Here is a 19,254-nt window from a genome sequence, read left to right as displayed (position 1 = left end):
CGCACACGCGGGCGCCGAGGCGCACGCGCACCACACCGGTACGACTATTGCGCTCTTCCGTGAACCGGGCTGCCCCGCGCCCTAGGCTCTGAGCACGCTGCGTGATCTTGGGCCGCGGGCCGCGGCCAGGGCCCAGGAACCGCCCGAGCCACCGCAGGAGCGCGATGTCCGACAGCCAGCCGCAGCAGCCGTCCCACTCCCCTCGCAGCGGCCGCGGCGAGGGCGGCGGCCACGGACCCGCACACGGCCCCTCCCAGAGCCCCGCCCGCCTCCGCGTGGGCGGGATCGCGGCCGCCGCCGAGGCCACCACCCTGCTGCTCGCCGGGGCCCGCCTCACCGACGGCCGGACCGTCGACGTCCGCCTCAGCGGCGGCCGGATCCAGGCCGTGGGCACCGCGGGCAGCCTCCCGGCCCCCGCCCTCTCCCGCGTGGACCTCAGCGGCTATCTGCTGCTGCCCGCCCCCGCCGAGCCCCACGCCCATGGGGACACCGCCCTGACCGCCGACGGCGAGGGACCCGTCTCGTACACCCCTGACGAGGTCCAGCGCCGGGCCACCGAAGCGGCCCTGCTCCAGCTCGGCCACGGCGCCACCGCCGTGCGCTCGCACGTCCGGATCGGCGACGTGCACGGCCTCGGGCCCTTGGAGGCCGTGCTCCAGGCCCGCCGTTCGCTGCGCGGGCTCACCGACCTGACCACCGTGGCCGTACCCCGGCTGCTGACCGGGGTGGCCGGCGCCGATGGGCTCGCGATGCTGCGGGACGCGGTCAAGATGGGCGCCTCCGTGATCGGCGGCTGCCCCGACCTGGACCCCGACCCGACGGGCTTCCTGGAAGCCGTCCTGGAACTCGCCGACGAGCACGGCTGCCCCGTGGACCTGCACACGGACGGTGACGATCCCGCCCGCCTGTCCCGGCTCGCCGCGATGGCCGGCGGGCTGCGCCCCGGGGTGACCATCGGCCCCTGCGGCGGCCTCTCCCGGCTCCCGCTGGACGTGGCCGCCCGCGCCGCCGACCAGCTGGCCGCGGCCGGCGTACGGGTGACCTGCCTGCCCCAGGGCGACTGCGCGGCCCTGGAACGCCGCGGCCTGCGCGCCGCCCCCGTACGTCTGCTGCGGACCTCGGGCGTGCGGGTCACGGCCGGCAGCGGGGCGCTGCGCGACGCCGGGAACCCGGTCGGCCGTGGCGACCCGCTGGAGGCCGCGTACCTGCTGGCCTCCCAGGGCGGCCTCCGGCCGGGCGAGGCCTACGAGTCGGTCAGCTCCGCCGCCCGCGAGGCCATGGGCCTGCCGGAGGTCCGGGTGGAGGCCGGTTTCCCGGCGGAGCTGCTCGCGGTGCGCGGGGACCGGATCGCGGCCGTGCTCTCCCTCGCGTACAGCCGGATCGTGATCCACCGCGGGCGGGTGGTAGCCCGTACGAGTGCCGTGCGGGAGTACTGCGACTCCGCCGTCGCGGTGGCCCTGGACCTGCCCCGGCAGGGCCGTTCGGAGCCCGGACCCTGAAGGTTCGCCCGGCGTTCGCGGGCGTGGGCGCCCGGCTCGTCGTACGGTCGGGTCATGCGCATCGTCATCGCGGGTGGACACGGTCAGATCGCGCTGCGGCTGGAGCGCCTGCTCGCCGCGCGCGGGTACGAGGTCGCGGGCATCATCCGCGACCCGGCACAGGGCGACGACCTCAGGGAGGCCGGCGCCGAACCGGTGCTGTGCGATCTGGAGTCGGCCTCGGTGGAGCACGTGGCGGGCATCCTCCAGGGCGCGGACGTGGCGGTCTTCGCGGCCGGCGCGGGCGCCGGCAGCGGTGTCGGGCGCAAGGACACCGTGGACCGGGGCGCGGCGGTGCTGTTCGCCGACGCGGCCGAACGGGCACGCGTACGACGCTTCCTGATGGTCTCTTCGATGGGCGCGGACACGCACCACGAGGGCGGTGACGTCTTCGACGTCTACCTGCGGGCCAAGGGCGAGGCCGACGACCACGTCCGGACCCGGCTGGGCCTGGAGTGGACGATCCTGCGCCCCGGCTCGCTGATCGACGACGCCGGTACGGGCCTGGTCCGCCTGGAGGCGCGGACGGGCCGCGGGTCCGTGCCCCGCGACGACGTGGCGGCGGTGCTCGCGGAACTGGTCGAGACCCCGGCGACGGCGGGCCTGACCCTGGAGCTGACCTCCGGTTCGACGCCGGTCACCGTGGCCGTCAAGGACGTCGCGGGCAACTGACGGGGTATCGGCCCGGTCAGAACTCGGCGGTGACCTTGTCGTCGGACCGCCCGACCGAGTCCTGCCGGTACCGGTCCTCATAGGCCTGGCGGATCTTCTCGATGCGCGCGCTGCGCTCGTCGGCCTCTTTCTCGGGGTAGAGCAGCACCACCTCGTACGAGGTCTCGCGGACGGACCTGCCGTCCTTGCCGCGCCACTGGCCGTACCCGTCGTGGACGGTCAGCCCCTCGGGGAAGGCGGGGGTGATCTCGCGGTCCAGGAACCGCATGAACTCCGGCTCCCCGATCGGGTCGCGGCCGTCGGGGCGCTCCGTGCCGAAGTAGAGCCGGGTCTCCTGGTACGGCTCCCCCACGTCGGTGTGGAGCGCCGCTCCCACCAGGGCCGGAATCCCGGCGCCGAGCAGGGCGACGAGGACCCCACCGCTTGCTTTCCCCCGCGTGTCAAATGTCCATTTCACCCCTGGTGAACGAACAGGAGACCCCGACGATGCGGTCGATGACGGGCCTCACGGAGTCTCCAGCCGCCGGCGCCACCACGGATCACGCGGCGAGGCGTACGGATCGTTGAGGGTGCGCGCGAGGAACCGCTCGTCGAGCGGCGCGAGCACGGCACGCAGCTCGCGCGCGGGCCTCCGCGAGAGGCGGTGGCAGATGGCCTCCAGCGTCTGCCGGTGGTCTCCGCCCCAGGCGGGCTCACAGCACGGGCATTCGCTGAACCACCGCGGGTACGTCACCCAGGGCCCTGGCTCGTACACCGTCTCGCGCCAGCCGCGCAGAGCCTGGTGGGCAGCGCCCGGCGCATAGGCCCGGCGCTCGATGCGGGCGATCTCTGCGACGGTCTTGGCGGAGAGCCCGGAGATGACGGCTCGGTCGTCCCCACGGCGCACTTTTCGGGGCAGGTCCGCCCGGACCTGCGACACGGGCTTACGCGGCATGGGCCTTTCGGATGCTGGTCATGCCGTCAGCATGCCCGCGCGCCCCGCTCGTGCCCACCGGTTTTCCGCCCGTAAGCCGTACGCCCGTAAGCCTGCAAGGGCAAGACGCATGCGAGAAGACCCCCGCTACAAGTAACGGGGGTCTCACATCGCGTGGCGACGCCAGGATTCGAACCTGGGTAGGCTAAGCCGACGGATTTACAGTCCGCTCCCATTGGCCACTCGGGCACATCGCCATGAGATGTCGCCGGCGAGTCCGCTTTGGGGCGGTGCTCTGTGGCAACGACGTAAACGATACCTGATGACCGGGGGTGCTTCGCCACCGGATTGATCAGCGCTGCGGCCGGGTGCGGTGGCTAGGCTTTGCGGAGCGGGCCGGGGATGTCCGGCCGCGCCCTCCGGGGCGATCACAACCGACTTCAAGGAGCCACAGCACATGGCCGACTCCAGTTTCGACATCGTCTCGAAGGTCGAGCGGCAGGAGGTCGACAACGCCCTCAACCAGGCCGCCAAGGAGCTCTCGCAGCGCTACGACTTCAAGGGCACCGGCGCCACGATCGCCTGGTCCGGCGAGAAGATCCTGATGGAGGCGAACTCCGAGGAGCGCGTCAAGGCCGTCCTCGACGTGTTCGAGACCAAGCTGGTCAAGCGCGGGATCTCGCTCAAGGCGCTGGACGCCGGCGAGCCGCAGCTGTCCGGCAAGGAGTACAAGATCTTCGCCACGATCGAGGAAGGCATCTCCCAGGAGAACGCCAAGAAGGTCGCGAAGATCATCCGGGACGAGGGCCCCAAGGGCGTCAAGGCCCAGGTCCAGGGCGAGGAGCTGCGCGTCAGCTCCAAGAGCCGTGACGACCTCCAGGAGGTCCAGGCGCTGCTCAAGGGCAAGGACCTGGACTTCGCGATCCAGTTCGTGAACTACCGCTGACCCAGGTCCCAGACCTGCCCGCACGCCGGCCCGGCGGTCCTCACGGACCGCCGGGCCGCGGCGGTTACGGGGGCCTCGGCGGTTACGGGTGTTGCAGGGGTTGCGGGGGTGTGTGCGGGGCGTGAGCGGCGCGTGCGCCACCGCGGGCTTCCGTGGGCACTTGGGTGGCCTGCATGCGCCCGGCAAGGTGGGTGGGGCATCCATCCACCGCGTGGCAGGGGGTTCTCGCATGCCTGGGGCCGGCACGTTTCGTGAAGACTTCGGGGCGTCCGTCGTCGTCGCGCTGGTCGCGTTACCCCTCTGTGTGGGCGTGTCCGTCGCCTCCGGGGTGCCGGCCGAGCTGGGGATCGTCACCGGGGTGGTCGGAGGGCTGGTCACCGGCTGGTTCCGAGGGAGTTCGCTGCAGGTGAGCGGGCCCGCGGCCGGGCTCACCGTGCTGGTCTACGAGGCGGTGCGGGCGTACGGTCTGCCCGCGCTCGGGGTGCTGGTGCTGGCCGCCGGGGTGGTGCAGCTGGGCATGGGGGTGCTGCGGCTCGGGCGGTGGTTCCGGGCGATCTCCGTCGCCGTCGTGCACGGGATGCTGGCCGGGATCGGGCTGGTGCTGATCTCCGGGCAGCTCTACGCCCTGGGCGGCGTGGAGGCTCCGGGGCAGACCCTGGCCAAGCTGAGCGGGGTGCACGAGCTCGGGGCGCAGGCCGACTGGGCCGCCGTGGCGCTCGGGGCCGGGACCATCGCCGTCATGTCGCTGTGGCGCCGGATGCCGGCGCGGGTGCGCCTGCTGCCCGGGGCGCTGGTGGGGGTGGCGGCCGCCACCGCCGTGGCCGCCCTGCTGGGGCTGCCCGTGGAGAGGGTGCGGGTGACGGGGGTGCTGGAAGCGGTGTCCCCTCCCGCCTGGGGCGACTTCGGTGTGCTGGCCTCCGTCGGGGCGATCGGGACCGTGATCGCGCTTGCGCTGATCGCCTCCGCCGAGACGCTGTTCAGCGCCGCCGCCGTGGACCGCATGCACGACGGGCCGAGAACGGAGTACGACCGGGAACTCATCGCCCAGGGCGTGGGCAACAGCGTGTGCGGGCTGCTCGGGGCGCTGCCGATGACCGCCGTCATCGTGCGCAGCGCCGCCAATGTGGAGGCCGGGGCCCGAACCCGGGCGGCCCGGGTGCTGCACGGCGGCTGGCTGCTGCTCTTCGCCGTGGCCTTCCCCCGGGCCCTGGAGGCCGTGCCGCTCGCCGCGCTGGCCGGGGTGCTGCTGCACGCCGGCTGGAAACTGCTGCCGGCCCGGGCGGTGGCCGCGCTGTGGCGGACACACCGGGGTGAGGCGGTGGTGCTGGTGGCCACCGCCTCCGCGATCGTGGTCACCAATCTCTTCGAGGGAGTGCTGGTCGGCCTGGGTCTCGCCGTCGCCAAGGCGGCCTGGGAGACCTCCCACGTGCACATCGAGGAGGTGTGGGAGGACGGCGATCTGTGCGTGCGCATCGTGGGGAACGCCAGCTTCCTGAGGCTGCCCAAGCTGCTCGACGCCCTGGACGCCCTGCCGCACGGGAAACCCGTGCGGCTCGATCTGAGCGGGCTGCGCCATCTCGACCACGCCTGCCTGACCGCCCTGGAGGGGTGGGAGCGCAAGCGGATGCCGCTCCCCGGCCGGGAAGGCGTCATCTAGGGCGGTTAGCCTCCGCCCCGTGGACAACGAGTTGAAGCGCAGCCTGGGAGTCTCCGACGCGGTCGTGGTCGGGCTCGGCGCAATGGTCGGCGCCGGAATCTTCGCCGCCCTCGCCCCGGCGGCACGCGCGGCGGGCGGCGCGCTCCTCGCTGCCCTCGCTCTGGCGGCCCTGGTGGCCTACTGCAACGCGCACTCCTCGGCGCGGCTGGCCGCCCGGTACCCGTCCTCCGGCGGCACGTACGTCTACGGGCGCGAGCGGCTCGGGCCCTTCTGGGGATATCTGGCCGGCTGGGGGTTCGTGGTCGGCAAGACCGCCTCCTGCGCGGCGATGGCCCTGACTGTCGGCGCGTACGTCTGGCCCGGGCAGCAGCACGTCGTGGCCGTCGCCGCGGTGGTGGCGCTGACCGCCGCGAGCTACGGCGGCGTGCAGAAGTCCGCCCGGCTGGCCCGGCTGATCGTGGCGGCGGTCCTGGCCGTGCTGGCCGGCGTGGTCGTGGTGTGCCTGTCCTCCGAGGCCGCCGACGCCGGGCGGCTCGGAGGCGAGGACTGGGGCGCCGTCGGCCTGTTGCAGGGGGCCGGGCTGCTGTTCTTCGCCTTCGCGGGCTACGCCCGGATCACCACCTTGGGCGAGGAGGTGCGCGACCCGGAGCGGACGATCCCGCGGGCGGTGCCGCTCGCCCTGGGGATCGCGCTGCTGGTGTACGCCGCCGTGGCGGTGGCGGCTCTGTCGGTGCTCGGCGCCGACGGGCTGGCGGGGTCGACGGCTCCGCTGGCCGACGCGGTCCGGGCGGCCGGCCGGCCCGGACTGGCCCCGGTCGTCCGGGTGGGCGCGGCCTTGGCGGCGCTGGGCTCACTGCTGGCCCTCGTCCTCGGGGTCTCGCGGACGGCCTTGGCGATGGCCCGGGACGGCCACCTCCCCCGTGCGCTGGCCGCCGTACATCCCCGGCATCACGTCCCGCACCATGCGGAGCTGGCAGTGGGTGCGGTCGTGGCGGTGCTCGCGGCCACCGCCGATCTGAGGGGCGCGATCGGTTTCTCCTCCTTCGGAGTGCTGGCCTACTACGCGATCGCGAACGCCTCCGCGTGGACTCTCGATTCAGGTGTCAAGGGCCGAGCCGTGGCAGCCGTCGGGCTGTCCGGCTGTGTGGTGCTGGCCTGCGCGCTGCCCCTCGCGTCGGCGGTCTCGGGGGCGGCGGTGCTGGCGGTCGGCGCGCTGGCCTACGGTGTGCGCCGGCGGTTCAGATCCGGGATCTGAACTCGGTCCAGGGAGCCAGTTCCAGGTCGAGCTCCTCCCCCAGGGTGGACTCCTCGCAGAACCAGGCGGTGCCGTCCAGCCAGCCGCGGAGCCAGCCGGCCAGACTCGGGGTGTCGATGGACCAGGCGAGGTCGGACTCCCCTGGATTCGGGTCGAACAGCAGCACCTGGGCCGTCTCGGAGCGGCAGTCCACGCAGGCGTACACGGCGCAGCCGAAGTCGGCTATCGGCAGTACGCCCTCGGGCCAGCGCCACCCGGACGCGCGCTGCGCCTCATATGTCCCGACGGCCTGACGAAGCGGCAGCACCCCTGCTCCGGGCCGAATCCGCCGTCGCCGACGCGCGTGTAGAGCGCGGCGAGCAGCGGCGGCAGGGCGAAGCCGAGTATGCCCTCGGCGTGGGCGATCTCCCCGGTGGCCGGCGGCGCGGGCAGGGGCCTTCCCTGCCCGCGCGCGGAGTTGCGTACGCGGTCTGCGACTTGCTTCAGCAACTGCTCGGTCTCGTTCATGCGTTCATGGTGACCCACCCCACTGACAGCCCGCTCAGCCTGTGGATAACTCAGCCGAGGACGACCTCGATCCGCCGTTAGCGCAGGAAGGCGACGAGCTCGTCGCAGGTGTGCGGGGAAGGGCCCCTTGACCCCGAAGCCGCCGCACAGGGCGTCCGAGACGGCGAGGGATCCTTGCCGACGGTCACGTCATAGCTGCTCGTCGTCGTGGTCCTCGTCCTCGCCTCACAGGGCGAACGCGGTCACCGAGAGGCGAACGGGGCGTCCGTGGGGACGATTTCGCGGCCCAGCGGGAGCAGGGAGAGCGGGACCATCTTGAAGTTGGCGATGCCGAACGGGATGCCGATGATCGTGATGCACAGCGCGAGGCCGGTGACGATGTGGCCGATGGCCAGCCACCAGCCCGCCAGGACCAGCCACAGGACGTTGCCGATGCAGGAGGCGGCGCCCGCGTCGCGGCGCTCGACCGTGGTGTACCCGAAGGGCCACAGGGCGTAGACGGCGATGCGGAAGGCGGCGATGCCGAAGGGGATGCCGATGATGGTGATGCAGAGCAGCACCCCGGCGAGGACGTAGCCCAGGAACAGCCAGATACCGCTGAGGATGAGCCAGATGACGTTCAGGATGGTCTTCACTGTCGGCGGCCTGCCATCTGTTCGAGCCGGGCGATGCGCTCGGCCATCGGAGGGTGTGTCGAGAACATCTTAGAAAGACCTTCGCCTGGGCGGAACGGGTTGGCGATCATCATGTGGCTCGCCGTCTCCAGGCGGGGTTCCGGGGGCAGCGGGAGCTGCTTGGTGCCCGCGTCGAGCTTGCGCAGGGCGCTCGCCAGGGCGAGCGGGTCCCCGGTGAGCTGGGCGCCGGACGCGTCGGCCTCGTACTCACGGGAGCGGCTGATGGCCAGCTGGATCACAGCGGCGGCCAGCGGGCCGAGGATCATGATCAGCAGCATGCCGAAGAGGCCCGGTCCCTCGTCGTCGTTCGATCGGCCGACCGGGATCAGCCAGGCGAAGTTCACCAGGAACATGATCACCGAGGCGAGGGCTCCGGCGACGGACGAGATCAGGATGTCGCGGTTGTAGACGTGGCTGAGTTCGTGGCCGATGACTCCGCGCAGTTCGCGCTCGTCGAGTATGCGCAGGATGCCCTCGGTGCAGCAGACCGCGGCGTTGCGCGGGTTGCGGCCGGTGGCGAAGGCGTTGGGCGCCTCGGTGGGCGAGATGTAGAGGCGGGGCATGGGCTGGCGCGCGGACGTGGAGAGCTCGCGCACCATGCGGTAGAGCGCGGGGGCCTCGAACTCGCTGACGGGGCGGGCGCGCATCGCGCGTAGAGCCAGCTTGTCGCTGTTCCAGTACGCGTACGCGTTCGTCCCGAGGGCGATGAGGACGGCGACGATCAGGCCGGTCCGTCCGAAGAAGCTTCCGATGACGATGATGAGTGCGGACAGCCCGCCGAGGAGTACGGCGGTCTTGAGCCCGTTGTGCCGGCGGTGCACGGTACGCCCTCCAAGTGGTGCGGCAGGGGGACCCGGAGCGAGGGCCTACGGTCCAGTGGACCCTCCCTTCCTGGTCAACGCGAGGTGAGGGCGTCTGGTTCCCAGGGCACGACTGCCCCGCCGCCCGCGTGGCGGGGGCGGCGGGGCAGGGACAGGCGTTGCTCCGTACGGGTTATTGCGGGAAGAGGCTGCCCGACGCGACGCGCAGGACCAGCTGCGGGGCGCCCGAGAGGACCAGGGCGGTCACGGCGGTGAGCACGATGGCCGCGGTGACCGGCCAGGGGGCCGTCGTACGGGTCTCGGCCGCGCCCTCGGGCATGCGGAACAGCAGCGCGGTCCAGCGCAAGTAGTAGTAGAGGGCGACGACGACGTTGATCGCCATGACGACGGCCAGCCAGCCCAGGCCCGCGTCGACCGCGGACCGGAAGACGATGACCTTGGCGAAGAGGCCGATGATGCCCGGCGGCAGGCCGGCCAGGCAGAGCAGGAAGAAGGCCAGCGAGAGGGCGGCCAGCGGGCGCTCGGCGTACAGGCCCCGGTAGTCGCTGATCCGGTGGAGCGGCTTGGTACGGGCGACCAGCGCGGCCACGGAGAAGGCGCCCAGGTTCACGGCGGCGTACATCAGGGCGTAGGCGACGGTGGAGCCGATCTGGTCGCGGTCGGAGTACGCGGCCGCGGCGATCGGGACGAGCAGGTAGCCGGCCTGGCCGACCGAGGACCAGGCGAGCAGCCGTACGGCGCTGTTCGGGCGGTCCGCGGACTGGCGCAGGGCGGCGGCGTTGCCCAGCGTCATGGTGAGCGCGGCGAGGACGGCCAGGGCCGGGCCCCAGATCTCGGAGTACGCCGGGAAGGCGATCACCGTGACGAGGATGAGGCCGGTGAAACCGACGGCCTTGCCGATCACCGAGAGGTAGCCGGCGATGGGCAGGGGGGCGCCGACGTAGGTGTCGGGGACCCAGAAGTGGAAGGGGACGGCCGCGGTCTTGAAGGCGAAGCCGACGAGGGTGAGCGCGACGCCGACCATGGCGAGGGTGTCGAGCTGCCCGGGGACGTCCTGGAGGCGGTCGGCGACCTGGGTGAGGTGCAGGGAGCCGGTGGCGGCGTAGACGAAGCTGACGCCCATCAGCGACACGGCGGTGGCGGCGACGGAGGAGAGGAAGAACTTGAGGGCGGCCTCCGAGGAGAGGCGGTCGCCGCGGCGCATGCCGACGAGGGCGAAGGCGGGCAGCGAGGCCACTTCGAGGGCGACGATCAGAGTGGCGAGGTCGCGGGAGGCGGGCAGCAGGGCGGCGCCGGCGGCGGAGGAGAGCAGCAGGAACCAGTACTCGCCTGCGGGCATGCGCGTGTCGCGGACGGCGGTGACCGACAGCAGGGCGGTGACCAGGGCGCCGGCCAGGACCAGGAACTGGATGACGAGCGCGAAGTGGTCGGCGGTGTAACTGCAGGCGGCCGGGTCGCCGGTGAGGCAGAAGGTGGTGCGGTCGCCCGCGCGCAGCGGCAGCAGGGTGGCGGTCGCGACGGCGAGGCCGGCGACGGAGATCCAGCCGAGGGCGGGCTTGGCGCGCTCGGGTACGAAGAGGTCGGCGATCAGGACGGCCAGGCCGACGGCGGCGGTGATCACCACGGGTGCGAGGGCGAGCCAGTCGACGGACTGGACCAGGCTGGGGGTGTCGGCGGAGAGGACCGTGAGGGCCTGGGCCGTCATGCGTTGCCTCCTGCGAGGAGCTTCTGGACGGCCGGGTCGGTGAGGCCGAGGAGGACAGCGGGCCACAGGCCGGCGAGGACGGTGAGGGCGACGAGCGGGGTCCAGGCGGCGAACTCGTAGCGCTGGATGTCCGCGACGGCGAGCTCGGGGCCGGACTTCGGGTCGCCCATGCAGACGCGCCGCACGACGATCAGGAGGTAGGCGGCGGTGAGCAGGGTGCCGAACGCTCCGATGGCCATGAAGGTGAGGAAGGCCGGGCGGGACAGCCCCTCGGCGGGCTCGAAGGCGCCGAAGAGCGCCAGCATCTCGCCCCAGAAGCCGGCCAGGCCGGGCAGGCCCAGGGAGGCGACGGCGGCGAAGGCGAGGAACGCGCCCATGCGGGGGGCGCGGCCGTAGAGGGCGGCGCCGGTGGCCCCGGCGAGGGTGTCGAGGTCGGCGGTGCCGTAGCGGTCCTTGAGGGCGCCGACCAGGAAGAAGAGCAGGCCGGTGATCAGGCCGTGGGCGATGTTGGCGAAGAGCGCGCCGTTGACCCCGGTGGGGGTCATGGACGCGATGCCGAGGAGCACGAAGCCCATGTGGCCGACGGAGGAGTACGCGATGAGGCGCTTGAGGTCGCCCTTGTTCCCCTTGCGGGCCAGGGCGAGGCAGGCGAGGGATCCGTAGACGATGCCGACGACTGCGAAGGCGGCCAGGTAGGGGGCGAAGGTGGCCATGCCGTCGGGGGTGACCGGGAGCAGGATGCGGACGAATCCGTACGTGCCCATCTTGAGCAGGACGCCGGCCAGCAGGACGGAGCCGACGGTGGGCGCGGCGGTGTGCGCGTCCGGCAGCCAGCTGTGCAGCGGCCACATCGGGGTCTTCACGGCGAGGCCGATGCCGATGGAGAGGACGGCCAGGAGCTGGGTGGTGTGGGTCAGTTCGCGGCCGTTGTCAGAGGCGAGTGCCACCATGTCGAAAGTGCCGCTCTTCAGTCCGATGAGCAGCAGACCGAGCAGCATGACGACGGAGCCGAGGAGCGTGTAGAGGATGAACTTCCAGGCGGCAGCCTGCCGCTGAGCACCGCCCCAGCGGGCGATGAGGAAGTACATCGGGATGAGGACCATCTCGAAGGCGAGGAAGAAGAGCAGCAGGTCGAGTACGGCGAAGGTCGCGAGGGTGCCGGATTCGAGGATGAGGAGCAGGGCGACGAAGGCCTTCGGGGAAGGGCCTTCGGGGAGCTTGAAGTAGCTGTAGAGCGCGCAGAGGAAGAACAGCAGCGCGGTCATCAGGAGGAGGGGGAGCGAGATGCCGTCGATGCCGAGGTGGATCCGGACGTTCAGCGCCTGGATCCAGCTGATGTCCGTCGTCGCCTGGAAGCGGGACGGGGCGTCGTGGTCGAAGCCCAGGGTGAGGGCGATCGCCGCGGCGAGGATGACGCCGGTCACGGTCACACCGTGGCGGAGCACGGCCTGTTCGGGGCCGCGGCCCTTGAGGCCGGGCGGGGGCGGCAGGAGGGCCGCGGCGGCGCCGAGGAGCGGTGCGGCCACGATGAACGCCAGAAGGAACTGCATCACGGACGGGCTGATATCAATCACGGCTGACTCACGGCTCACGATCCGGCGTTGACGTTGGCGAGGACGGCGGTGGCGATCGCCAGGACCACGGCGCCGGCGAGCAGGGCGCTCAGGTAGCTCTGCACGTTGCCGGTCTGGGCCCGGCGTACGAGGCTGCCGAGCAGCCGGGGGCCGGTGCCCGCGCCGCGGACGTACGTGTCCACGACCTCACGGTCGAGGAAGCGGACCAGGCCGGCGGCCGCGAGGACGGGGCGGACGAAGAGCCGGTCGTAGACGGCGTCGAGGTGGAAGCCCTCGGCCGCGTGGCGGTGCAGCGGTCCGAGGAGCGCCTTGCCGGGGTCCGGGGCGGAGCCGGCCGGGACGGCGGGGTGGTCGTGGGTGACCTCGGCGACCTCGGGGGTCTCGGCGGCTGATTCGGCGGCGGCGACGGACGCGGACAGGCCGGCTCCGTACCCGGCGGCGACGGCCTTGACCGTGGCGCGCTGCCAGAGGGCGTAGGTGACCATCACGCCGACGACCGCGGCGCCCGTGCCGAGGATCGAGGTGACCAGGGTCGGGGTGAGTTCCCCGCCGTCGAACCAGTCGGCGATGGGGCCCGCCGCGAGGCCGAAGCCGACCGAGGGGATCGCGAGCAGCCACAGCACGCCGGTCATGGCGAGGGGTTCCTTGCCGTGGTCGGGGGCGGCGGCGCCCCGGCCGCGGAAGGCCATCAGCCACAGCCGGGTGGCGTAGGCGGCGGTGAGCAGGGCGGTCAGCACGCCCGCGACCAGGACCACCCAGCCGGCGCTGCTGGGCGCGAACTCCGAGTGGCCGGTGGCGGTGTGCTCGGCGGCGACGAGGACGGCTTCCTTGGAGAAGAAGCCGGCGAACGGCGGGATCGCGGCGAGCGCGAGCAGCGCGATCGTCATCGTCCAGAAGGCGTCGGGAATGCGCTTGGCCAGGCCGTCCATACGGGACATGGCGGCCAGGGAGTTCGTACCGGCGGCGTGGATGATCACGCCCGCGCCGAGGAACAGGAGCGCCTTGAAGGCGCCGTGGGACAGGAGGTGGAAGACGGCGGCGCCGCGGTCGCCGACGGCCAGGGCGCCGGTCATGTAGCCGAGCTGGCCGATCGTGGAGTAGGCGAGCACCCGCTTGATGTCGTCCTGGGCCAGGGCGGCGAGGCCGGAGCCGACCATCGTGACGGCCGCCATGACGGCCATGACCACCAGCGCGGCCTGGGAGGCCGCGAAGACGGGGAGGAGGCGGGCGACGAAGTAGACACCGGCGGCGACCATCGTCGCGGCGTGGATCAGCGCGGAGACCGGGGTCGGGCCCGCCATGGCGTCCGGGAGCCAGGTGTGCAGCGGGAACTGCGCGGACTTGCCCGCGACTCCGGCGAGCAGGAGCAGCGCGATCAGCGTCGGGTGGTCGAGCCCGCCCGCGGCGACGGTGCCCAGGATCTTCGTGATCTGGAAGGAGCCGGCGTCGGTGGCGAGCGCGAACAGGCCGATCAGGAAGGGGACGTCACCGAGCTTGGTGACGAGGAAGGCCTTCAGGGAGGCGGAGCGGGCCGCCTCGGTCTCCCAGTAGTGGCCGACCAGGAAGTACGAGCAGATGCCCATGACCTCCCAGCCGACCAGCAGCACCATCAGGTCGCCGGAGTAGACGACGAGCAGCATGGCGGAGGTGAACAGTGAGACCAGAGCGGCATACGACGGGTAGCGCGGGTCCTCGCGGAGGTACGCCGTCGAGTAGAGCTGTACGCAGGTGGCGACGACCCCGACCAGGACGGCGACCAGCGCGGCGAAGCCGTCGATGTAGAGCGAGAGGTCGATCGGTACCGAGCCGGTCGGGGTCAGCTCGGTCGCGGTGCTGATCGGCGCGCCGCCGCCCTGCCGGATGGCGACGACCACGGCCAGTACGGCCGCGCCCAGCGTCGGCAGGATGGCGAGGGGCCGGACGAATCCGGGGGCGGTGCGGCCGAAGAGAAGTCCCGCGACCGCGCCCAGGAAGGGCAGGAGGGGGACCAGGACGGCGAGGGTCGTGGTGCTCACGCGGTGACCTCGCTCTGGTTGTTCGGGGCGGGCTCGTGGCCCTCGGCGGTGTCGCGGAGCCGGTCGACGTCCGAGGTGCCGCGGTTGCGGTACACCATCAGCACGATCGCGAGGCCGATGCCGATCTCGGCGGCGGCGATGGCGATGGTGAAGAGGGTGAGGGCCTGGCCGGCGTGCAGGGTGTCGCGCAGCCAGACGTCGAAGGCCACCAGGTTGAGGTTGACGGCGTTGAGCATCAGCTCGACGGACATCAGGACCAGGATGGCGTTGCGGCGGGCGAGCACTCCGTACAGGCCCGTGCAGAAGAGCAGCGCCGCGAGCACCGCGGGGTAGGCGAGGTGCATCAGCGCTGCCCCTTCTTGTCGCCGGTGCCGGCCCGTCCGGCGGCGGCGTTGTCTTCAACGGGGCTGTCCTTGCGGGACAGCACGATGGCGCCGATCAGGGCTGCGAGGAGGAGGACGGAGAGCGCTTCGAAGGGCAGCACCCAGTGCTGGAAGAGGATCTCGCCGGAGACCTTGGTCGAGCCCTGGACGGGGCCGTCGAGGTCGATCCAGGCCGTCCGGAAGGCGTCGACGACGACCCAGACGAGTGCGACGGCCGCGACGCCGGCGACGCCGGCCGCGACCCAGCGGTTGCCGGAGTCGGCGTCCGGGGAGCGGCCGATGGGCGCCTTGGTGAGCATCAGCCCGAAGAGGAGGAGGACGACCACGGAGCCGAGGTAGATCAGGACCTGGACCCAGGCGATGAACTCGGCGGTCAGCAGCAGGTACTCGACGGCGATGCCGCCGAGCGCGACGACCAGCCAGAGGGCGGCGTGCACCAGTTGCTTGGTGGTGACCGTGACGAGGGCCGCGCCGAGGGTGGCGAGGCCGACGAGGACGAAGGCGATCTCGACGCCGACCGGGGAGAGGAAACCCGCGCCTGGGGCGGCGGCCGCGAGGTGGGCGGTGAGCATCAGGCGGTGCCTCCCGCCGGGTCGGTACCGGGGCCGGGGGTGCCGGGCTCGGTGGGCGTGGCCGCTGCGGCTTCGGCCTGGGCGGCTTCGGCGGCGGCTGCTGCCGCGGCGGCCTCGGCCTTCTCCACGGCCTTGCGGGCGGCGGCGATCTCCTTGGGTTCCTCGGCGGCCGGGTCCAGGGCGGGCGGGGCCGGGACGGTCCACATCCACTCGCGGAGCTTGTCGCGCTCGTGGGTCAGGTCGTGGATGTCGGTCTCCGCGTACTCGAACTCCGGCGACCAGAAGAGGGCGTCGAAGGGGCACACCTCGATGCAGATGCCGCAGTACATACAGAGGGAGAAGTCGATGGCGAAGCGGTCGAGGACGTTGCGGCTGCGCTCACGGCCACCGGGGGTGGACGCCGGGACCGTCTCCTTGTGGGAGTCGATGTAGATGCACCAGTCGGGGCACTCACGGGCGCACAGCATGCAGACCGTGCAGTTCTCCTCGAACAGGCCGATGACCCCGCGGCTGCGCGGCGGGAGCTGGGGCTGGACCTCGGGGTACTGGGCGGTGTGCGAGCGCTTCGTCATCGTGCGCAGCGTCACGGCAAGGCCCTTGGCGAGGCCGGATCCGGGGATGGGCATCAGTTCATCGCCACCTTCACGATGCCGGTGAGCGCGATCTGGGCGAGCGCGAGCGGGATGAGTGTGGTCCAGGCGAGCTTCTGGAGCTGGTCCTCGCGCAGGCGCGGGTAGCTCACGCGGAGCCAGATCACGACGAAGGCGAGGATCGCGGTCTTGAGCAGGGTCCAGACCCAGCCGAGACCGTCGGCGCCGAAGGGTCCCTGCCAGCCGCCGAGGAAGAGGACGGTGGTGAGGGCGCAGAGGACGACGATGCCGGCGTACTCGGCGAGCAGGAACAGCGCGAAGCGCAGGCCGGTGTACTCGGTGTACGCGCCGAAGATGATCTCGGAGTCGGCGACGGGCATGTCGAAGGGGGGCCGCTGGAGTTCGGCGAGGCCGGCGGTGAAGAAGACGAGCGCGCCGACGATCTGCCAGGGCAGCCACCACCACTGGAAGCTCTCGACGATGCCGGTGAGGGAGACCGTCCCGGCCGCCATGGCCACCGAGGCGGCGGCGAGCAGCATGGGCAGCTCGTAGGCGAGCAGCTGGGCGGCGGTGCGCAGGCCGCCGAGCATGGAGAACTTGTTGGCGGAGGCCCAGCCGGCCATGAGCGAGCCGAGGACTCCGACGCCCATGACGGCGAGCACGTAGAAGATGCCGGCGTCGATGACCTGGCCGATCGCGCCCTCGCCCGGGCCGATCGGGATGGCGATGAGGACGAGGAGGTACGGGAGCAGGGCGACGGCGGGGGCGAGCTGGAAGATCCGGCGGTCGGCGTTGGCCGGGACGATGTCTTCCTTCTGCGCGAACTTCACGCCGTCGGCGACGAGCTGGGCCCAGCCGTGGAAGCCGCCGGCGTACATGGGGCCGAGGCGGCCCTGCATGTGAGCCATCACCTTGTGCTCGGTCTGCCCGACTACGAGCGGGAGCACGAGGAAGACGGCGAAGACGACGATCAGCCGCAGGGCGACGTCGAGGACGTCGTTCACGCGTCGCCTCCGTTGTCAGGGGTGGGGTCCGGGGTGGTGTCCGGGGTCTGGTCAGGCTGGCCGCCGCCCGCCTCCGGCGGGGGTGCCGGGGACTCACCGTCCGAGGCCTCGGCCTGCCGCCCGGACGCATCCGGCTTCGCCGGGGGCTCCTCGAAGGCGGGCTTCGGGTTGTGCCAGGGCGCGTCCGCGCTGCGGGGGGCCGGGCGCCGGGCCGCCTCCGGCGCGGTGGCCTGGCTCGCCGAGCCATCGGCCGCGGAGCGGGTACGGCGGGCAGGGCGGGGGCCCTCGGCTTCGGCTTCCGGCGCGGCCGGGGTTTCCGGCACGGCCGGGGCTTCCGGCGTTTGCGGAGCAGCCGGGGCTCCCGGCGCAGCCTGGCTCGCCGAGCCGTCGGCCGCGGAGCGGGTACGGCGGGCGGGGCGGGGGCCCTCGGCTTCGGCTTCCGGCGCGGCGGCCGGGGTGCCCGGGGTTCCCGGCGCAGCCGGCGTCGCCGGGGCTCCCGGGGTTCCCAGGGCTGCCGGGGCTGCCGGGGTGGCCGGGGTCGCCGGCGCAGCCGGGGTCGCGGGGGCTCCCGGCGCGGTCGGAGTGGTCGGGGGCGTCGGCGTGGTTTGGCTGGCCGAGCCGTCCGTGGTCGAGCGGGTGCGGCGGGCAGGGCGGGGCTGGGTCTCCGCCGTCGGGGTGTCCGTCGACGGGGTGGGTGTCGGCTGGGTGGCCGAGCCGTCCGTGACCGAGCGGGTGCGGCGGGCGGGGGCGCCCTCGCGGGGGGTGCGGGCGGGGGCGCCCGCCGCGCCGGCGGCGCGCGGGGTGCGGGCCGGGCGGGCGGGGGCCGGCGGGAGCTGGCCCTTCATCGGGCCCCAGTCGTTGGGGTCCGGGACGCCCGGCGGGAGCATCTGGCGGCGCTTGGGGGCGTCCGGATCGTGGGCCTCGCCCGGCTCCTTGGCGCCGGGCCAGGCCTTGGCGACGCGTGCGGCCAGGACGAAGTCCTTGCGCAGCGGGTGGCCCTCGAAGTCCTCCGGGAGGAGGAGGTGGACCAGGTGCGGATGGTCGGTGAAGACGACCCCGAACATCTCGAAGGTCTCGCGCTCGTGCCATTCCGCGCCCGCGTACACGGCGACCGCCGAGGGCAGGGAGGGCGCGGAGTGCGGGACGGTGGTGCGCAGCAGCAGGCGGCGTACGCGGTGGTTCTCCAGAGAGACGACGTGCGCGCAGATCCGGAAGCCGGTGCCCGGCTCGTCCACCGCGCTCAGCCAGTCGAAGTACGTGCAGCCCAGCTTGTCCCGGGCGATCTCCAGGGAGGAGATCCAGGAGCCGACCGGGACGTCCACCGTCAGGACGTCGTACGAGGACGAGCCCACGGCTTCTTCGCCGAAGACCATCGGCGCCGCGTCGGGAAGGGAGTCGTAGAGGTTCACGCGCCGGCCCCAGGGGGTGTGACCAGGCCGCTCGTCAGCTGGGCCACGGACGGACCCGATGCGTAGCGGTCCGCCAGCGACTCGCGGGCGATCTTCTCCTGGAGCTTGAGGATGCCCTGGAGCAGGGCCTCCGGGCGGGGCGGGCAGCCGGGCACGTAGACGTCGACCGGGATGATCTGGTCGACGCCCTTCGTCACGGAGTACGAGTCCCAGTACGGGCCACCGCAGTTGGAGCAGGCGCCGAAGGAGATGACGTACTTCGGCTCCGGCATCTGCTCGTAGAGCCGCTTCACGGCCGGTGCCATCTTGTCCGTGACCGTGCCCGAGACGATCATCAGGTCGGCCTGCCGGGGCCCGGGCGCGAAGGGGATGACGCCGAGGCGGATGAAGTCGTGGCGGGCCATCGACGCGGCGATGAACTCGATCGCGCAGCAGGCGAGGCCGAAGTTGAAGACCCACAGGCTGTACCGGCGGCCCCAGTTCAGGACCACCTTCATCGGTTCCGGGGCGAGGCGGGAGAGCACTCCCAGGCGCTTGGGCTCCGGGAGCATCACACTCTCGGTCTGTGTCACAGCCGGTGTCACGTCCATTCGAGGACGCCCTTCTTGTACGCATAGAGCAGGCCGACGGCCAGGAAGCCCAGGAAGATGAACATCTCCACCAGCGTCGTGGCGCCGTAACCGGCGGCGGCGAACACCGTCGCCCATGGGAACAGGAAGATCGAGTCGACGGCGAAGATGACGTAGAGGAACGCGTAGACGTAGTAGCGGACCTGGGTGTGCGCCCAGCCCTCGCCGACCGGGTCCACACCGCACTCGTAGGTCAGCAGCTTCTCGTGGGTCGGGACCACGGGCCGCAGCAGGCGGCCGGCACCGAAGGCCACGGCCACGAAGAGCACACCGAGCAGCGCCAGCAGGCCGACGACCGAATAACTCCGGAAGTAGTCCGCCGCGAGCACGGTTACGGTCGATACCGTTGGTTCGGGCACGTCCGTTCCTCGCTCCTCGGTCACTGTCGAC

General features: G+C 72.4%; 20 protein-coding genes and 1 tRNA gene. 5 read left to right on the top strand and 16 right to left on the bottom strand.

All coding sequences use genetic code 11. The annotated features are described in order from the left end of the window. The first annotated feature begins 164 nt into the window (after positions 1 to 164). Both ACGFYQ_RS23310 and ACGFYQ_RS23305 read left to right on the top strand, forming a co-directional pair. Complete coding sequence (locus ACGFYQ_RS23310; protein ID WP_393746844.1) at positions 165 to 1,499, top strand: amidohydrolase family protein; 1,335 nt, start codon at positions 165 to 167, stop codon at positions 1,497 to 1,499. A gap of 54 nt (positions 1,500 to 1,553) precedes the next feature. Then, entirely contained in the window at positions 1,554 to 2,210 is a 657-nt protein-coding gene (locus ACGFYQ_RS23305; RefSeq protein WP_393746842.1) for an SDR family oxidoreductase, read from the top strand. Positions 2,211 to 2,226: 16 nt separating this feature from the next. On the opposite strand, the gene ACGFYQ_RS23300 is transcribed toward ACGFYQ_RS23305, so the two are convergent. The 3 genes from ACGFYQ_RS23300 to ACGFYQ_RS23290 all read right to left on the bottom strand — a co-directional run bounded on the left by ACGFYQ_RS23300 (position 2,227) and on the right by ACGFYQ_RS23290 (position 3,380). Next, on the bottom strand, positions 2,227 to 2,667 hold the full coding sequence (locus ACGFYQ_RS23300) for a DUF3574 domain-containing protein (RefSeq protein ID WP_393746840.1): 441 nt from the start codon (positions 2,665 to 2,667) through the stop codon (positions 2,227 to 2,229). Positions 2,668 to 2,715: 48 nt separating this feature from the next. Further along, positions 2,716 to 3,144: a hypothetical protein gene (locus ACGFYQ_RS23295; protein WP_393746838.1), complete on the bottom strand. Its 429-nt coding sequence runs from the start codon at positions 3,142 to 3,144 to the stop codon at positions 2,716 to 2,718. A 154-nt stretch (positions 3,145 to 3,298) separates the two neighbouring features. Further along, positions 3,299 to 3,380 (bottom strand) — tRNA-Tyr (locus ACGFYQ_RS23290). A 200-nt stretch (positions 3,381 to 3,580) separates the two neighbouring features. Here ACGFYQ_RS23290 and ACGFYQ_RS23285 point away from each other — a divergent pair. The 3 genes from ACGFYQ_RS23285 to ACGFYQ_RS23275 all read left to right on the top strand — a co-directional run bounded on the left by ACGFYQ_RS23285 (position 3,581) and on the right by ACGFYQ_RS23275 (position 6,981). Next, a complete protein-coding gene (locus tag ACGFYQ_RS23285; RefSeq protein WP_030009008.1) occupies positions 3,581 to 4,069 on the top strand; it encodes a YajQ family cyclic di-GMP-binding protein in 489 nt (162 codons plus the stop codon). A gap of 229 nt (positions 4,070 to 4,298) precedes the next feature. Next, the gene (locus ACGFYQ_RS23280) at positions 4,299 to 5,726 is read left to right on the top strand and encodes a SulP family inorganic anion transporter (protein ID WP_393746836.1); all 1,428 of its coding nucleotides are present in this window, start codon (positions 4,299 to 4,301) and stop codon (positions 5,724 to 5,726) included. Between the two features lie 19 nt (positions 5,727 to 5,745). Beyond that, positions 5,746 to 6,981 (top strand): APC family permease, encoded by a 1,236-nt coding sequence (locus ACGFYQ_RS23275; RefSeq protein WP_393746834.1) that lies wholly within the window; start codon positions 5,746 to 5,748, stop codon positions 6,979 to 6,981. Here ACGFYQ_RS23275 and ACGFYQ_RS23270 read toward each other — a convergent pair. The 13 genes from ACGFYQ_RS23270 to ACGFYQ_RS23210 all read right to left on the bottom strand — a co-directional run bounded on the left by ACGFYQ_RS23270 (position 6,965) and on the right by ACGFYQ_RS23210 (position 19,223). After that, positions 6,965 to 7,288 (bottom strand): SMI1/KNR4 family protein, encoded by a 324-nt coding sequence (locus ACGFYQ_RS23270; protein WP_393746832.1) that lies wholly within the window; start codon positions 7,286 to 7,288, stop codon positions 6,965 to 6,967. The two genes, ACGFYQ_RS23275 and ACGFYQ_RS23270, sit on opposite strands and share 17 nt — an antisense overlap. Before the next feature lie 442 nt (positions 7,289 to 7,730). Continuing rightward, positions 7,731 to 8,123: a YccF domain-containing protein gene (locus tag ACGFYQ_RS23265; RefSeq protein WP_393746830.1), complete on the bottom strand. Its 393-nt coding sequence runs from the start codon at positions 8,121 to 8,123 to the stop codon at positions 7,731 to 7,733. Beyond that, the gene (htpX, locus tag ACGFYQ_RS23260; protein ID WP_393746828.1) at positions 8,120 to 8,983 is read right to left on the bottom strand and encodes a zinc metalloprotease HtpX; all 864 of its coding nucleotides are present in this window, start codon (positions 8,981 to 8,983) and stop codon (positions 8,120 to 8,122) included. Before htpX ends, ACGFYQ_RS23265 begins: the two co-directional genes overlap by 4 nt. A 172-nt stretch (positions 8,984 to 9,155) precedes the next feature. Then, positions 9,156 to 10,688 carry an NADH-quinone oxidoreductase subunit N gene (locus ACGFYQ_RS23255; protein ID WP_393746826.1) on the bottom strand — a complete coding sequence of 511 codons (1,533 nt, stop codon included), beginning with the start codon at positions 10,686 to 10,688 and terminating at the stop codon, positions 9,156 to 9,158. Next, a complete protein-coding gene (locus ACGFYQ_RS23250; RefSeq protein ID WP_393747134.1) occupies positions 10,685 to 12,238 on the bottom strand; it encodes a NuoM family protein in 1,554 nt (517 codons plus the stop codon). Before ACGFYQ_RS23250 ends, ACGFYQ_RS23255 begins: the two co-directional genes overlap by 4 nt. Positions 12,239 to 12,276: 38 nt before the next feature. Next, positions 12,277 to 14,277 carry an NADH-quinone oxidoreductase subunit L gene (locus ACGFYQ_RS23245; RefSeq protein ID WP_393746824.1) on the bottom strand — a complete coding sequence of 667 codons (2,001 nt, stop codon included), beginning with the start codon at positions 14,275 to 14,277 and terminating at the stop codon, positions 12,277 to 12,279. After that, positions 14,274 to 14,621, bottom strand: coding sequence for an NADH-quinone oxidoreductase subunit NuoK (gene nuoK, locus ACGFYQ_RS23240; RefSeq protein WP_030298116.1), 348 nt, complete (start codon positions 14,619 to 14,621; stop codon positions 14,274 to 14,276). Before nuoK ends, ACGFYQ_RS23245 begins: the two co-directional genes overlap by 4 nt. Continuing rightward, on the bottom strand, positions 14,621 to 15,232 hold the full coding sequence (locus ACGFYQ_RS23235; RefSeq protein WP_393746821.1) for an NADH-quinone oxidoreductase subunit J: 612 nt from the start codon (positions 15,230 to 15,232) through the stop codon (positions 14,621 to 14,623). The genes nuoK and ACGFYQ_RS23235 overlap by 1 nt, the downstream gene beginning before the upstream one ends. Beyond that, positions 15,232 to 15,858 (bottom strand): NuoI/complex I 23 kDa subunit family protein, encoded by a 627-nt coding sequence (locus tag ACGFYQ_RS23230; protein ID WP_393746819.1) that lies wholly within the window; start codon positions 15,856 to 15,858, stop codon positions 15,232 to 15,234. The genes ACGFYQ_RS23235 and ACGFYQ_RS23230 overlap by 1 nt, the downstream gene beginning before the upstream one ends. Further along, positions 15,858 to 16,826, bottom strand: coding sequence for an NADH-quinone oxidoreductase subunit H (locus ACGFYQ_RS23225; protein ID WP_393746817.1), 969 nt, complete (start codon positions 16,824 to 16,826; stop codon positions 15,858 to 15,860). Before ACGFYQ_RS23225 ends, ACGFYQ_RS23230 begins: the two co-directional genes overlap by 1 nt. After that, positions 16,823 to 18,199: an NADH-quinone oxidoreductase subunit C gene (locus ACGFYQ_RS23220; RefSeq protein ID WP_393747132.1), complete on the bottom strand. Its 1,377-nt coding sequence runs from the start codon at positions 18,197 to 18,199 to the stop codon at positions 16,823 to 16,825. Before ACGFYQ_RS23220 ends, ACGFYQ_RS23225 begins: the two co-directional genes overlap by 4 nt. A gap of 32 nt (positions 18,200 to 18,231) precedes the next feature. Next, on the bottom strand, positions 18,232 to 18,825 hold the full coding sequence (locus ACGFYQ_RS23215; protein WP_393746815.1) for an NADH-quinone oxidoreductase subunit B: 594 nt from the start codon (positions 18,823 to 18,825) through the stop codon (positions 18,232 to 18,234). Next, positions 18,816 to 19,223: an NADH-quinone oxidoreductase subunit A gene (locus ACGFYQ_RS23210; RefSeq protein WP_393746813.1), complete on the bottom strand. Its 408-nt coding sequence runs from the start codon at positions 19,221 to 19,223 to the stop codon at positions 18,816 to 18,818. The genes ACGFYQ_RS23215 and ACGFYQ_RS23210 overlap by 10 nt, the downstream gene beginning before the upstream one ends. Between the last annotated feature and the right edge of the window lie 31 nt (positions 19,224 to 19,254).

Origin of the sequence: Streptomyces sp. NPDC048258 (assembly GCF_043201995.1) — a bacterium.
Taxonomy (GTDB): Bacteria; Actinomycetota; Actinomycetes; order Streptomycetales; family Streptomycetaceae; genus Streptomyces.
Note: the sequence above shows the minus strand (reverse complement) of the source record. Positions and strands in the feature narration are given on the sequence as shown.